Annotated in this window: 11 protein-coding genes; 7 read left to right on the forward strand and 4 right to left on the reverse strand. The window is 49.1% G+C overall.

What is annotated here, in order from left to right; translation table 11 throughout:
• Nucleotides 1–102: 102 nt before the first annotated feature.
• The 3 genes from J2X75_RS23320 to J2X75_RS23330 all read left to right on the forward strand — a co-directional run bounded on the left by J2X75_RS23320 (nucleotide 103) and on the right by J2X75_RS23330 (nucleotide 3,273).
• A complete protein-coding gene (locus J2X75_RS23320; protein ID WP_310340570.1) occupies nucleotides 103–1,383 on the forward strand; it encodes an ABC transporter substrate-binding protein in 1,281 nt (426 codons plus the stop codon).
• 181 nt (nucleotides 1,384–1,564) lie between these two features.
• A complete protein-coding gene (locus J2X75_RS23325; protein ID WP_091012865.1) occupies nucleotides 1,565–2,449 on the forward strand; it encodes a carbohydrate ABC transporter permease in 885 nt (294 codons plus the stop codon).
• Nucleotides 2,446–3,273 carry a carbohydrate ABC transporter permease gene (locus J2X75_RS23330; RefSeq protein ID WP_062836914.1) on the forward strand — a complete coding sequence of 276 codons (828 nt, stop codon included), beginning with the start codon at nucleotides 2,446–2,448 and terminating at the stop codon, nucleotides 3,271–3,273. The genes J2X75_RS23325 and J2X75_RS23330 overlap by 4 nt, the downstream gene beginning before the upstream one ends.
• Before the next feature lie 160 nt (nucleotides 3,274–3,433).
• On the opposite strand, the gene J2X75_RS23335 is transcribed toward J2X75_RS23330, so the two are convergent.
• Nucleotides 3,434–4,927, reverse strand: a complete 1,494-nt coding sequence (locus J2X75_RS23335; RefSeq protein WP_310340575.1) for an aminotransferase-like domain-containing protein — start codon at nucleotides 4,925–4,927, stop codon at nucleotides 3,434–3,436.
• Nucleotides 4,928–5,062: 135 nt separating this feature from the next.
• On the opposite strand from J2X75_RS23335, the gene J2X75_RS23340 reads away from it, so the two are divergent.
• Entirely contained in the window at nucleotides 5,063–5,671 is a 609-nt protein-coding gene (locus J2X75_RS23340; protein WP_310340577.1) for a LysE/ArgO family amino acid transporter, read from the forward strand.
• Nucleotides 5,672–5,881: 210 nt separating this feature from the next.
• Here J2X75_RS23340 and J2X75_RS23345 read toward each other — a convergent pair whose 3' ends face one another.
• The 3 genes from J2X75_RS23345 to J2X75_RS23355 form a co-directional block, all read right to left on the reverse strand.
• Nucleotides 5,882–6,718 carry a methyl-accepting chemotaxis protein gene (locus tag J2X75_RS23345; RefSeq protein WP_310340580.1) on the reverse strand — a complete coding sequence of 279 codons (837 nt, stop codon included), beginning with the start codon at nucleotides 6,716–6,718 and terminating at the stop codon, nucleotides 5,882–5,884.
• A gap of 375 nt (nucleotides 6,719–7,093) precedes the next feature.
• A complete protein-coding gene (gene moaA / locus J2X75_RS23350) occupies nucleotides 7,094–8,095 on the reverse strand; it encodes a GTP 3',8-cyclase MoaA (protein ID WP_310340583.1) in 1,002 nt (333 codons plus the stop codon).
• A 119-nt stretch (nucleotides 8,096–8,214) separates the two neighbouring features.
• On the reverse strand, nucleotides 8,215–10,440 hold the full coding sequence (locus J2X75_RS23355) for a methyl-accepting chemotaxis protein (RefSeq protein WP_310340588.1): 2,226 nt from the start codon (nucleotides 10,438–10,440) through the stop codon (nucleotides 8,215–8,217).
• A 446-nt stretch (nucleotides 10,441–10,886) separates the two neighbouring features.
• Between J2X75_RS23355 and J2X75_RS23360 the strand changes: the two genes are divergently transcribed.
• From J2X75_RS23360 to J2X75_RS23370, 3 genes are read left to right on the forward strand one after another with little or no spacing between them, the layout of a single operon-like run.
• Nucleotides 10,887–11,711 (forward strand): ABC transporter ATP-binding protein, encoded by an 825-nt coding sequence (locus tag J2X75_RS23360; protein ID WP_310340590.1) that lies wholly within the window; start codon nucleotides 10,887–10,889, stop codon nucleotides 11,709–11,711.
• A complete protein-coding gene (locus J2X75_RS23365; protein WP_310340593.1) occupies nucleotides 11,692–12,504 on the forward strand; it encodes an ABC transporter permease in 813 nt (270 codons plus the stop codon). The genes J2X75_RS23360 and J2X75_RS23365 overlap by 20 nt, the downstream gene beginning before the upstream one ends.
• Entirely contained in the window at nucleotides 12,501–13,439 is a 939-nt protein-coding gene (locus tag J2X75_RS23370) for an ABC transporter permease (protein ID WP_310340595.1), read from the forward strand. Before J2X75_RS23365 ends, J2X75_RS23370 begins: the two co-directional genes overlap by 4 nt.
• Nucleotides 13,440–13,454: the final 15 nt, after the last annotated feature.

A 13,454-nucleotide genomic window follows, 5' to 3' on the forward strand; every position in this document is an offset into this window, starting at 1 on the left:
CCAATACAGAAGTCTAATTTTGTCCAATGAAGCGCTTTCATTTTCTGATATATAATGAGCCTATGAAAGACAAACCAGTCACACACCGGGAGGTCATAAGAGATGAAAGTATGGAAAAGCGTAGCAAGTGCGGTACTGGTCAGTGTTCTGCTCGCAGGTTGCGGTTCCAATGCAGGAACGGACAATGGGCAGGAGGAATTGGCATCAGGCAGCACGGTATCACTCAAAGTATTCGTTGCACAACCTCGGCTGAAAGAACATTACGATAAATATATAGAACAGTTCAAAGCCAAGGAGAAAGCAGAGAAAAACATTGAGGTGAACGTGCAACTGGAGATGCCGCCAGCGGACAATGCCCCTCAGATACTGAAGACACGACTCGCCTCCAATGATGCACCGGATGTGTTCGCCCTGCATGCAGTCAATGAAATTCCACCATTCAGCAAAGCTGGTTATCTGGAAGACCTGTCGGGCCAACCTTTTGTCGATAAGCTGCTGGATTCGGTTAAACCTTCCATAACGGATGCGGAGGGCAAAATCGTAGCTGTTCCATTGGAAACAGTATCATGGGGCTATCTGTACAATAAAGATATTTTCAAAGAGCAAGGGCTGGAAGTGCCAACGACGTTAACGGAAATGAAAGCGGTCGTGGAGAAACTCAAAGCAGCCAACATTACACCGTTTGAACTGTCCTACAAAGAAGCCTGGATTCCGCAATTATTCCTGCCACTTACCGTGGGTGCATTAACTCAGTCTGAGCACAAAGACTTCGTGGAGAAGATGAATCAGGATCAGGGCTCCTTCTCCGATATGAAAGCATTGTTTGATATCTTCGATCTGGTCAATGCCAATGGAACGGACAAAGCGCTGGAAGTGGGCGGAGATGATGGTTCAGCAGCCTTCGCTTCAGGAAGCGCCGCGATGTGGATTCAGGGACCATGGTTTGCCGAAACCATTCTGAAGTCCAACCCGGACTTGAACTTTGGTGTAGCACCAATGCCGATCAATGACAATCCGGATGATACCAAAATCAATCTGAGCACCTCCACTTCGCTGGCAGTATCGTCATCTAGCAAAAACAAAGAAGTGGCACTCGATTTCGTGAACTACATTCTCGATGACAAGGATTCAAGTGCATTCTTCGAAGCGCTCAAATTTAATCCGATTGCCAAGATCCATGACTTCAAGAGCTTCCCGTGGGTAGACGATGCCCAGAAATATGTGAGTGAAGGTAAAGCTTATGAGGACCCATCCCTCCCTCAAGCAGTGAAAGACGAGTCAGGCAAAGCGTTGCAAGGCTACTACTCTGGGCAATTAAATCAACAGCAGGTTATCGATGCGCTCGACAAGGCGTGGAAATCCTACAACAAAGTCAACAAGTAAGGAGCTGCGAGGAATTTAGTACCCTCTTTTGTTGACAGAACCTCAATGGTTTTGGGAGTTTAATCAACAAATTAGCGGTACTTTGTTTCGTCGCAGTCTCCAAGCAGATGATACGGCAGGCAGAACGTTCTTCGTTCCCTCGTTTACAATCATCCGCTTCGAGTGAAAAGGGGGAGAACCTATGGCTACGAATGTGTTCAAGAAGTATCTGTCACTGCTCGCGTTCACTGCGCCTGCCTTTGTCATCTATGCGATTTTCCTGCTGTATCCCACGTTTAGTGGCCTGTTCTATAGTCTGACGGATTGGAACGGACTCAATCGGGATTACAGCTTTATCGGTCTGGGCAACTTTGTGGAATTGTTCAAAGAAGATCCCGACTTTCTGAACTCCCTGTGGTTCACGATGAAATATGTAATATTTATGCTGATTCTGCAAAATGGAATTGCTTTGCTGCTCGCCGTGTTCATTGAGTCACGGACGCGCAGCAAAGGGCTTTTCCGGACGCTGTTCTTCATGCCTAACATGATCAGTACAATCATCAGTGCTTTCATGTGGACCTTCATCTTCTCTCAGGTGCTGCCACAGCTCGCAGAGAAACTGGCTTTTTCGTTCCTCGACCAGCAATGGTTGGGTGATCCGAAGTTTTCATTTTACTCCATTCTGATGGTATCGCTCTGGAACGGAGTAGGGTATATGATGATCATCTATCTGGCTGCTCTCCAGGGTGTGCCGAAAAGCCTCAAGGAAGCGGCTGTTATTGATGGAGCCAACGCATTCCAGGTACTGCGCAATGTGGTGTTGCCGATGATTACTCATGCCGTGACCATCTGTTTCTTCCTGACATTGAACGGAGCATTCAAAGTGTTTGAAGTGGTGTATGGACTGACGGGTGGTGGACCGGGCCGGGCCACGCAGGTTATCACAATGAACATCTATGAAGAAGCGTTCTCCAATAACTTCAGATACGGCTATGCAAGTGCCAAATCGGTTGTGCTGTTCATCATCGTACTCATCTTTACACTCATCCAGATCACCGTCATGAAGAAGAAAGAGGTGGAAGCATGAGGATGCAACGACTGAACAGTTATCTGATTCGCCTGCTGCTGATTCTGGGCTCTCTCGTCGCAATGCTGCCGATCTACATGGCGGTGGTGAACTCTTTCAAAACGCAAGGTGAGATGTTCCAATCTTTTATCGCGCTGCCGACAACGCTTCACTGGGAGAATTATTCGGACGCGTTTAACAAAATCAATCTGTTGGGCAGTTCGATGAACTCGGCCATTGTATCCTTTCTGGGGATCGGGGGAATTGTCTTCTGTGCCTCACTTGCGGGATACAAGTTGTCACGTACCTCAGGCCGTTTGAGCAACCTGATCTTCTTCCTGTTTGTTGCTTCCATGCTGGTACCGTTCCACTCGATCATGATTCCGCTGACACGGGTAGCCAAAGGCATGGGCGTACAGGGAAGCACGTACGGATTGGCCCTGATCTATATCGGGCTTGGTGTGAACATGGCGATCTTCCTCTATCACGGGTTTGTGAAGTCCATTCCGCGTGAATTGGAGGAGTCGGCTCAGATTGACGGATGTAATGAGTTCCAGACGTTCTTCCAGATTATCTTTCCACTCTTGCTTCCGATCACAGTCACCATCGCGATTCTGGACTTCCTGTGGATCTGGAATGACTTCTTGTTGCCACTGCTTATGCTGACCGATGTGAATCGTTATACGCTTATTCTGTCCACAAACATGCTGTTTGGGGAATACAACAAGGAATGGCCGTTAATTCTGTCATCCCTGGTACTGACTGCGATTCCGGTTATCCTGATCTATGCGTTCTTCCAGAAGTTCATCATGGAGGGAATTGCTGAGGGTGCTGTAAAGGGGTAAAACATTCGAGTGAATCCCGTAACTTCACCGGTAGCTACGCGCTTTTGGTATTCGAACACACTTAGGAAACTTACGCAAATAGCCTTGATCTGAAGGACATGGTCCTTCTAGGTCAAGGCTGTTTATTGGTTGTGAAATCAGGAAACAGCATTCTTCTAAGTCAGGAGCCAGAGTCTATAAGTCTGTGGACGGCCTCTGCGAGGCATTTTAACCCATGTTCCATCTCATCGGGGGAAGCATAAGCGTAAGACAGCCGAATGTGACTCGCGTCCAGCCTGTCATACAGATAGCCCGGGTGGATAAGTACATTTTGCTCCAGACAGGTATGGAACAATTGGCGAATAGAGAGAGGGGAGACAGTGAATTGCAGCCAGATGTAAAACCCACCAGTGGGTATTTCCCATTCCGCAATGCCATGAAAGTGATGTCGTAACAGATCCAGCATGAAGTCTCTGCGTCTGCGTAGTTCAGGGCGAAGGCGTTCCATATGTCCTGCATGATGTCCTTCGGCGAACCACAGAGCAGCAGCTTCTTGGGCGAGTGAACTGGTACCGTAATCGGTCTGCATCTTGATATCTGCGAGTCGGCGTATGACCGGCTCTGGCCCGACTAGCCATCCGAGGCGCAAGCCGGGACTGACTGCCTTCGACAAGGTGCCCATATGCAGCACCCGTCCTTCCTGGTCACGCGCCTTCAGCGATGGCGGAGGAGGAGTTTCCAACCAAAGATCACTATAGGCGGCATCCTCCAGTATGGAGATGCCTAGTGTTCGAGCGGTGGTCATCAGTTCTTCCCGGCGGTGATCACTCATCACAGAGCCAGTGGGATTGTGAAAGCTCGGGATCGTATAGAGAAGCGAGATGTGGTCATGATCTTTGACATGCTGCGCCGCGTCCTCCAGACGTGCAATATGCAATCCTTCGTCATCCATTGGGATACCACTCATTTTCAACCCTGCCGATTGAAAGGCGTGAATGGAATACAGATACGATGGTTTTTCCAGCAGAACTGCTGAGCCGCGAGGGAGCAGTCCGACCGAAATCAAGTGTAGCGCCTGAAGTGAGCCGGATACGATCAGTATGGAATCTGGAGAGGCCTGAATGCCAGTCGTCTGCAAATGGGCGGATAAAGCCTCACGAAGCTCCAGGCTTCCCTGAGGTTCCAGGTAGTTGAGTGTACGAGAACGCTGGGACAGGGAGTACAGAATGTCGTTAAAAGCATCCTGAGGCATTAGTTCCGGGGCAAGCTCCCCTGTACCAAGACGTATGATGCCAGGCCGGAATTCAGCCTGATTAATCTGCTGGATCTCGGGCAGGTTGGGATAATACCAACCCTCCTCGATGGCTTCGTTCCAGTTGGGCATGGCTCCATGAGCCATACCATGCCAACCGGAGCCGGAAATATAGGTTCCCCCACCATGTCTGCCCTCAATCAGACCAGCGGCGCCCAGATTATCAAGGGCAGTGACCAATGTACTGCGGTTCACCCCCATGGACTCAACCCATATTCGCTGTGAGGGGAGACGGTAGCCTGCTGACCATTCGCCCGTTGTGATTTTCTGCCGGACATAGGCTTCAATCTGGCGATACAAGGGCAAGTCGAGAGAAGGGTTCGGCTTCCACCCCATGTTTAGCCGAGAATCAGAACGTTCCATAACTGGCAGAATCACCTCCGTTTTTCTTTGTAACGAACACTATATCATTTGGTTGGGTCTAATGCCATCCAAGTGGTTGGTTACGTCAGTTATCATCTGCCCTAATATGGAGGACAGAGATAAGGGGGAAGAACAATGGAGGTTGTTATTCATGCAGTGGTTCTGGCGTTTGGCCTGATCTTGCCACTGGGTGTGCAGAATGTATTTATTTTTAACCAAGGCATGAGCCAGAGGCGTTATGTACATGCCCTGCCTGCTGTAATAACGGCAGGGGTCAGTGATACGTTGTTGATCGGGGCAGCTGTTGGAGGGGTGTCGCTCATTTTGCTGCAATGGCCAGTACTGGCGAATGTGTTGTATGGCGCAGGAAGTTTGTTTTTGCTGTATATGGCTTGGAGTATCTGGAGGTCGTCCGAATCTGTGGAAGGTTCGCAGACGGTAATGTCAGCAGGGCGACAGATTGCGTTCGCCGCATCAGTATCTTTACTCAATCCCCATGCTCTGCTGGACACGGTTGCCGTGATTGGCACCAGTTCACTTCAGTATGAAGGGGTGGAGCGCATCTATTTTGCCCTGACAGCCGCCGTTGTGTCGTGGATATGGTTCTTGGGACTTGCAGGCGCAGGCAGGGTGATTGGCAGAACGGATCGAACTGGACGCATCAGTCTGGTGTTTAATCGGTTGTCCGCTGTAGTCATGGTTGGGCTGGCGGTTATGATGCTGTGGAAGCTCATCTATGCATAGAAGGACCGTGATGTGGTTCATTTTGACTGGAATTAGAAAACTCCCCGTGACGTTAATCGCGCGGGGAGTTGTATGTGGGTGCTGAATTTGGTTATCAATAGATGCCTGCTGATCTGGTTATTGAGATGAAACTGTAGTGCTCGATACCGCTTCGGTGTAGCGTCTTTTATATATGGTTAATCATTTGAGTTAGGTTCATCGTAATCGGATCTATTCTGCCTTAAGCAGCATGGATTCAATAAACACTTTCAGATCACGGCTTACACTGTTCAACTGATCAATGACCTCGCTGAACTCGGTTACCAGCACCGCCTGTTGGTTGCTAGACTGTGAGATGGATGTGATCTCCTGCTCCATCTGCTGAATGGAATGCTGAACATCCTTCAAGGAACGTTCGATATTCACCGTAGCTTCTTTGGTACCTGTAGAAAGTTTACGCACTTCAGATGCAACGACGCTAAATCCTGCACCTGCTTCACCTGCTCGGGCCGCTTCGATGGCTGCATTCAGGCCTAACAGATTGGTCTGTTCTGAGATTTCACGGATGAATGCGGCGACTTTGTTCACTTCGCCTGAGTTCTGCACAGCCATGCGGGTATTATCCATAATCTGCGTGGAAGATGCCGTCAATTGCTCGGATTGGGCAGCTACCGTCTGCACCATATCTGTTAATTTTCTGCTGATACCACCGATCAATTCAGTGAAATACTCCAGTTTTTCCTCATTCTGAAGAGAGAAACCAATGGCAAGTGTGCCTACGATATTTCCTTGCTCATCGCGAAGTGGGGTGGCTGCCGAGTTGATTGATGTGCCATAGAATTTTGCATCAATACGGTTCGCTGAAGTTTCCCCATGTATAAGTGCCCGGCGTAGTGTAGGGTCATCGAGGGAAACGGGGTCTCCTGCCTTGATGCCCAGATCGAGTTCGTTGCTGGGAACATAATACCAGAACTTCTCCGTATCGGTTACAGCAATCATGATATCGTGTTCTTTCAGCATAATTTTAAAATATGGACTTGCTGCAACGAGTGCTTCAACGATGTTCAATAAGGTTCAGCTCCTATAATGTATATGTATCATCTAGATGTAGTGTATACATCGTCAGAATGAGGTTAATCTTGAAGGCCTGATAAGGGCATAACGTATATTAATTAAATTTTTAACAAATGAAACAAGAGAATTGATGATTTTCAGAAATTTATGAAAATATAACGAAAAAGCAGACAAGAACATGATGTTCTTGTCTGCTTTGGCTATCCACCTACGCCTTATGACACGCTCCACTTCACGTTATGAAAGCTGATTTACGTAAGGGGTCACCGCGCCAGCGTTACCACTTCCGTTGTGTGAAGAGGTCATCCTGACGGTACAGATATATATCCATACGCAGGAATGCCCGGTCGTGTTATATGCGTACTGTTGTTATCCGCCAATCTGGGACATGCGGCGTACCGTCGGTGTATGAGATTGCATTTTTTGTTCCAAAGCCAGAGCCATCTCATGATTCTTCGGTTTCGTACCCAGCGCTTTGAGGAAGAGTGCCGCCATGGCATCCGGATCATCCACGAAGCGGCGAACATTATACTCATCCGACCAGTACAGGCAGGCTTTGATATGTCCGTCAGCGGTCAGCCGAAGTCGGTTGCAATTGTCACAGAAATGATCGCTCACGGGATGAATCAATCCGAATGTGCCTTCGGAGCCCACAACTTTCATATTGCGTGATGGGCCATTGCCCGCAGGGCCTGTTGTATTTTCTACCGTCCAGCCTGCTTCAGCACATACATCTGTCACGGCTTCCAGCGGCAAATAAGATTTGCGCCATGAATCCGAAGCGTGTCCAATCGGCATATATTCAATAAAACGCACATGAAGAGGTTGATCCATCGTCATTGCAATAAAATCCTTGATCTCATCATCGTTGATACCCTTCATCAGCACAACATTCAGCTTGATCGGAGCAAGGCCAGCGGCTGTTGCAGCTTCAATGCCTTTCAGTACCTTGTTCACATCTCCGCCGCGGGTAATCATGGAGAAGCGATCAGCGCGCAGTGAATCCAGACTGATGTTAATCCGGTTCAACCCAGCATCTTTCAACGCCTGAGCTTGTTTGTCCAGCAGAAGAGCGTTGGTAGTCAGGGCAATATCATCAATCCCGTCAATTGCCGAGATCATGCTGACGAGCTTGTGCAGATCCTTGCGTACCAACGGTTCACCCCCAGTGAGCCGGACTTTGCGCATGCCCATCGGCGCAAGTACCCTCAGCACCTGTGCTATTTCTTCGTAGCTCATAATCTCATCATGTGGAGCAAACTCCATACCCTCTGCGGGCATGCAGTACACACAGCGTAAATTACAGCGGTCCGTAACAGAAATACGGATGTAGTCATGTATCCGGCCAAATGAATCCTGAAGCAGTTCCATGCAGACCACCCTTTCATCGGTTCAGATTGGAAATCTTCTATTATAAATGATACGACAATTTCAAAAGGAACAGTTGCATCAAATTTTAGCTATTTCTCCAATCCGCGTCAACGATGACGTCAGATGATAGCATTTTTGGCGGGGTGGTTCAGATGGAATTGTCCCACGAGTTGTTGCAGAAAGACCGTAATGGCTTCCACGTTATGCGAAGAATGCTGAACCTGCAACATATCACGGATCAGCTCCATCATCTCTGCTTCTACCTCAGCAGAAGTCGCCCGATTTTGATGGCTGATCGCAGCAATATTCTCCATCAGCATGACCATTTGATCCACGACTTGTGTGCGCTCAGGTTCTTCAGCGGTAGCATTTTGCAGAAGTTGCGAAGCGGCCTGAACCAGTGTCGTTCCTTCAGCCAGTACCTGATCACCCTCTGTGATTAATTGGGACGCAGCTCCTGCTGCAGTTGAGATTCGGTCCAGAATCTGATGAATATTTTCAGTAGAAGAGCGGGATAACTCGGCCAGCTTGCGAATCTCCCCTGCCACAACCGAGAAACCTTGGCCATGTTCGCCCACACGTGCAGCTTCAATGGTAGCATTCAGAGCCAGCAGATTGGTCTGAGCTGAAATTTCATCAATGACAGCAAGTGCACGGTAAATCTCTTTCATGGTATCCATGAAGGACAGGATGGTACGGTTGGTATCGGATACCGCTCCTGAGATTTGGGTCATTTTGTCGCCGATTCGTTCCACTTCTTGCTGAGCCACGCTGATCTGTTCGGTTGCAGAGGTCTCCAGTTGTTGCAATGTTATGCGCATGTGATCGGCAGCAATCTTGGCCTGGTCGAGATCTTCCAGTTGGGTGCGAATGGCCTGAACCATCGAACCAAGCTTGTAGTTCACACGCTCAGTCTTACCTTGGGTTGTCTCTGTTGAAGTTCGCATCTGATACTGATTATCCATAACGTCTACCGTGGCAAGTTGTACCTTCAGCATAATGCCTTCCAGAGAATCAATCATGTTGTTGATCCACTTCGCCAGTTCACCTGATTCATCTTGGGCAAAAGCAGACGTGTCCAGGCGCTGGGTCAGATCACCCCTGCCTTCCGCGTTAATTCGAATAAATCGGCTGATGCGACGCAAGTCTTCATGAACCCGCCGATATTGGCTACGATGCAGCTGTAATGCAGTGAAGAATCCAAATAACACATTAAAAGCTGCTATTGCTGCGGCGCTCCAACCACTTCCAGTGAAGGCATAGACAAGAGCTGCTCCTGCAATGCCTGACAAAAGCGTGAAGGGACTGTGCTGCTTGAACTGGCGCCAGCCGATGCTTCGTATCCGATACACTTCCTCCAGATCCCCTTCACACATCATGCCCCAGCGATCAGGACAGTGTGGCAGCTGGAAGGTGATGCCTTTGCCGATCACAGAAATATGGCGGTAATCCGAGTAGCCGGGGAAGGCTACGAACAGATTGGAACCATTCTGAATGGTGTTTGCTACTCCAGGGTGTAGTTCTCCGGTCGATGGATCAGTGAACATGAGTTCCAGTTCGGTATGCTCCTTGACGGAAACGATACCCCATTCGGTGGTGACGCCATCTTTGAGATTTTCCCCATGTGTAAAAGTACGATCCTCGAAGCGGCTTCGGGATAAGGCGGTGCCGGGTTGCAGATGGGGCCGTAATATCGACTCAGCCATAAAGAGGTAATTGTCACCAGAATCGGGATAGATATGACCTGATTCTCGTTGGATCAGGTCACCGAGTACATCCCCGGGAACACGGCTGCATAATGAACCGACATATCGACCTTCCTGCAGGATTGGGGAGATAAACAGCAAGGTGACATCATCGTGAAAAGCGGACGAGCGTGGACCAATATCCAACGTCAGTGGATCAGAGTAAGGACCATACAAGCATTTTTTTTCATGTCGATCTGCTCTGGAGTACTTCAATCCTGGTCCAATCAAAGCTTCGTGATCCTCATAGATCTGTCCAATATGTTTCTTATATGTAGAGAATACGACCTGGTTCTGTTCGTTTAGCATGAATAGCTCCGTACTATCAACAGCTCGAATATAACTGGATTGAAACCATGCATCTAGTTTGCTTTGTTGCTGTGAACCTTGTAATACATCCTGTAATTGGACCGACTGTATCTGTTGGAGCAAACGGTCCAGGTGATTCCACTGTTCATCTGCCCAGTCCATCATAAGCTGTCGTCTCGTTTCGGCAATCCCCTCAAAAATCTGTTCTACATCTTCCTTCATATGTGCGTTCAACCGATACGATCGCCAGAGCGGCAATCCTTTTCTCCATCCCAGCCAATCAAACATCATGACCACCCCGATTTCTGGATTTGAAAGCTTCGTTCTACTGATCTTTGGATAGACCTATATATATGTGGTTTTCAAAGTGATATGTGACAAAGGAATCCAACCTGTCTATTCAATCTTTATACAAGAAAACGAACAAGAATACGAGGGGATATGTCATATTTTCCGAATATTTAATCAATAAATACAAATGATCGTGCGCTTGTTGTTAGGTGAAATGAATGTTAGCTATCTACGAAAAAAACTCACATGTATGTATCTGAGAATCCGTCTCATTTTACATTGTGTAACATGAACAGGCCCATACTCAAAACACACTGTATAATGTAATCCCCGCCCAAAGCGATATAGTATTATCTAACAAGCAAAACCTGTTACGTTTGTGTATATAAACCTCCCATTCAGCCTTGGTGTGCAATGAAAACAACTTCCCACAAAGGAGAATGCCCATGTCCTCCATATCCTCAGCCACAGTCCCCGAAGCCTGCCATATTGATGTAGATCATGTGTCCGTTGTTTTTGGTACGGGTACACAACAAGTGACTGCCTTGTCGGATGTTACATTCCAGATCCATTCCAATGAGTTTGTCTCTCTGCTGGGCCCTTCCGGCTGTGGCAAGTCGACCTTGCTCCGGCTGGTAGGTGATCTGCTTCAGCCCACCTCAGGCACCGTACGCATTGCAGATCAGGAACCTGAGCGTGCTCGTCTACAGCGACAGTTCGGCATCGTTTTCCAGACACCAGCCCTGTTCGATTGGCGCACCGTTCGTCACAATGTGGAATTACCCTTGGAGCTGCTCGGTACCCGCCGGAAGGAGTGCCGCCGCATTAGCGGTGAACTGCTTGAAATGGTAGGGTTAACCCGCTTCGCAGACCATTATCCATGGCAGCTCAGTGGAGGCATGCAGCAACGTGTATCCATTGCACGTGCACTTGCACTTGATCCACCATTGCTGCTCATGGATGAACCCTTCTCGGCCTTGGACGAATTCACCAAAGAAAAACTTCAATTGGAGTTGCTTGAGATCAAGCGCTCAACAGGCAAGACCTTCCTCTTTGTCACACACAGCATCCCCGAAGCCGTATTTCTGTCCGACCGGATCATCGTGCTCTCGGCACATCCGGGGCTAGTACATTCCATTCATTCCGTCAATCTGCCTTCCAAACGTCATAGGGAACTGAGAGAAACGGAAGCCTTCTACCACATGATCACGACCATTCGCAACTGCTTCTACGAGGAGCGTGATGAATCTCATGTCTCTGAGGTTCTTTAAACCGGGATATCGATCCTGGGTCGTCATCTGGATTATGGCCATATTGGTGCTGTGGGAAGGAATCGCCTGGATACTCCAACTGTTCTTGTCACCCCAGCAGGCGGCTTCTCGCCTTCCTTATCTGCACGAAGTCCTTGCAGCCTTGTTTCGGTATTCGGGTACGCTCGCAGAGCAGGGGGCTGTCACGTTTGGCAATGCAGCCATTGGTTTTGCAGGGGGAACGTTGCTGGGTCTGGGTTTGGCACTGCTCATGAGCGCGGCTGTCTGGCTGGAGCGCACGTTATCGCCATATGTTGTCTCCTCACAGATGGTTCCGGTTATTGGTCTCGCACCAATCGTGTACGGCATCATCCACAACGCGGAATGGGCCCGAATTGTTATGGCGGCGTATGTCACTTTCTTCCCGATCATCATCCATACGTTAAAAGGATTGAAAAGTGTAGCACCAGAGCACCTGGAACTTATGCGTTCCTGTGGAGCTTCACTGACTGCACGATATATCAAATGCCTGCTGCCCTCAGCACTGCCGGGACTATTTTCTGGTATGAAAATAGCTGCTCCGCTCGCGGTGACCTCCTCCATCGTTGTGGAATTGATGGGGGCTCCCGACGGACTCGGCGTCCTGATGGTCAGTTCGTTATATTACGGCCATGCCCAAGTTGGCATGTTCTGGGCCACCATCATGCTTAGCATTGGCATTGGCCTGATCTCGTATCTGGCCATCAGCCTGGCTGAACGTTGGCTAACCCCCTGGCAGCCTGAATTCAGGACCAAAGGAGGTGATGCCACATGAGTGAAGGTAGAGTTTTGCAACGGAAGCGTGATGAAGGTGTGGCGATTGCTGCTGTAACTGGCGCGGCTACGCCCCTCACTGATTTACAGATAACATCTGCTCCCGGATCGGAAATTCATGGACAACAGGGACAAGCCGGAAAGACCAGATTGGGCACTAGCGTTCGCGGGCGCTCGATTGTACTGAGCATGCTTCCTTGGGGTGCTGGTGTGTTATTTCTCGCCCTCTGGCAGCTCAGGTTATTTCATTGGATATTCTCGCTGGAAAGCTACCAACTACCTGTCCCTTCCGCGATTGCGGCATCCATTCAGGAAAATGCCAATATGCTCTTTCGATATGCGATGTACAGCGGAACCGAAATGCTGGGAGGTTTCTTGCTCGGATCATTGTTGGGCGCTCTAGCGGCAGCGGGTGCATCGTTCTTTCCAACAAGCGGCAGGGCCGCGGTTACGGTTTTGTCAGCACTGAACGCTGTTCCGATTGTGGCCCTTGCCCCGATTATGAATAATTGGTTTGGTGATGGGATCTGGTCGCGTATTGCAGTCGTCACGGTGATTACAATGGCCGCTATGGCCGTCAGCCTGTTCAAAGGGCTGACTTCCATTCAACCGCAGTACAGTGATCTGCTGAGTGGCCTTGCTGCGAGCAGGATGCAGTTTTTTTGGAAGCTGAGACTGCCCCACGCCATGCCTTCCCTCTTTGCCGGACTGAAGATCAATATGTCGACCAGTATTATCGGGGCCATTGTGGGTGAATTTTTCATCGCCTCCCAAGGGCTTGGATACTTGCTCTCGGATCAGATTCGATTGGCGAACATGCCCTTGGCCTGGTCCTGCATTGTCATCGCCGCCGCGCTCGGTATTGTGTTGTATGAAGCGGTTGTCCTGGCAGAAAAGCGACTCATTCCGTGGAATCGTGCACGCACAGATCAATAACGTACATCAGGGTAT

It is taken from the genome of Paenibacillus sp. 2003, from assembly GCF_031455635.1.
In the GTDB taxonomy this organism is placed as follows: domain Bacteria; phylum Bacillota; class Bacilli; order Paenibacillales; family Paenibacillaceae; genus Paenibacillus; species Paenibacillus amylolyticus_B.

Coding starts and splice junctions, on each gene's coding strand:
- J2X75_RS23320 (WP_310340570.1), top strand. CDS start 103: ATGAAAGTATGGAAAAGCGTAGCAAGTGCGGTACTGGTCAGTGTTCTG.
- J2X75_RS23325 (WP_091012865.1), top strand. CDS start 1,565: ATGGCTACGAATGTGTTCAAGAAGTATCTGTCACTGCTCGCGTTCACT.
- J2X75_RS23330 (WP_062836914.1), top strand. CDS start 2,446: ATGAGGATGCAACGACTGAACAGTTATCTGATTCGCCTGCTGCTGATT.
- J2X75_RS23335 (WP_310340575.1), bottom strand. CDS start 4,927: ATGGAACGTTCTGATTCTCGGCTAAACATGGGGTGGAAGCCGAACCCT.
- J2X75_RS23340 (WP_310340577.1), top strand. CDS start 5,063: ATGGAGGTTGTTATTCATGCAGTGGTTCTGGCGTTTGGCCTGATCTTG.
- moaA (WP_310340583.1), bottom strand. CDS start 8,095: ATGGAACTGCTTCAGGATTCATTTGGCCGGATACATGACTACATCCGT.
- J2X75_RS23355 (WP_310340588.1), bottom strand. CDS start 10,440: ATGATGTTTGATTGGCTGGGATGGAGAAAAGGATTGCCGCTCTGGCGA.
- J2X75_RS23360 (WP_310340590.1), top strand. CDS start 10,887: ATGTCCTCCATATCCTCAGCCACAGTCCCCGAAGCCTGCCATATTGAT.
- J2X75_RS23365 (WP_310340593.1), top strand. CDS start 11,692: ATGTCTCTGAGGTTCTTTAAACCGGGATATCGATCCTGGGTCGTCATC.
- J2X75_RS23370 (WP_310340595.1), top strand. CDS start 12,501: ATGAGTGAAGGTAGAGTTTTGCAACGGAAGCGTGATGAAGGTGTGGCG.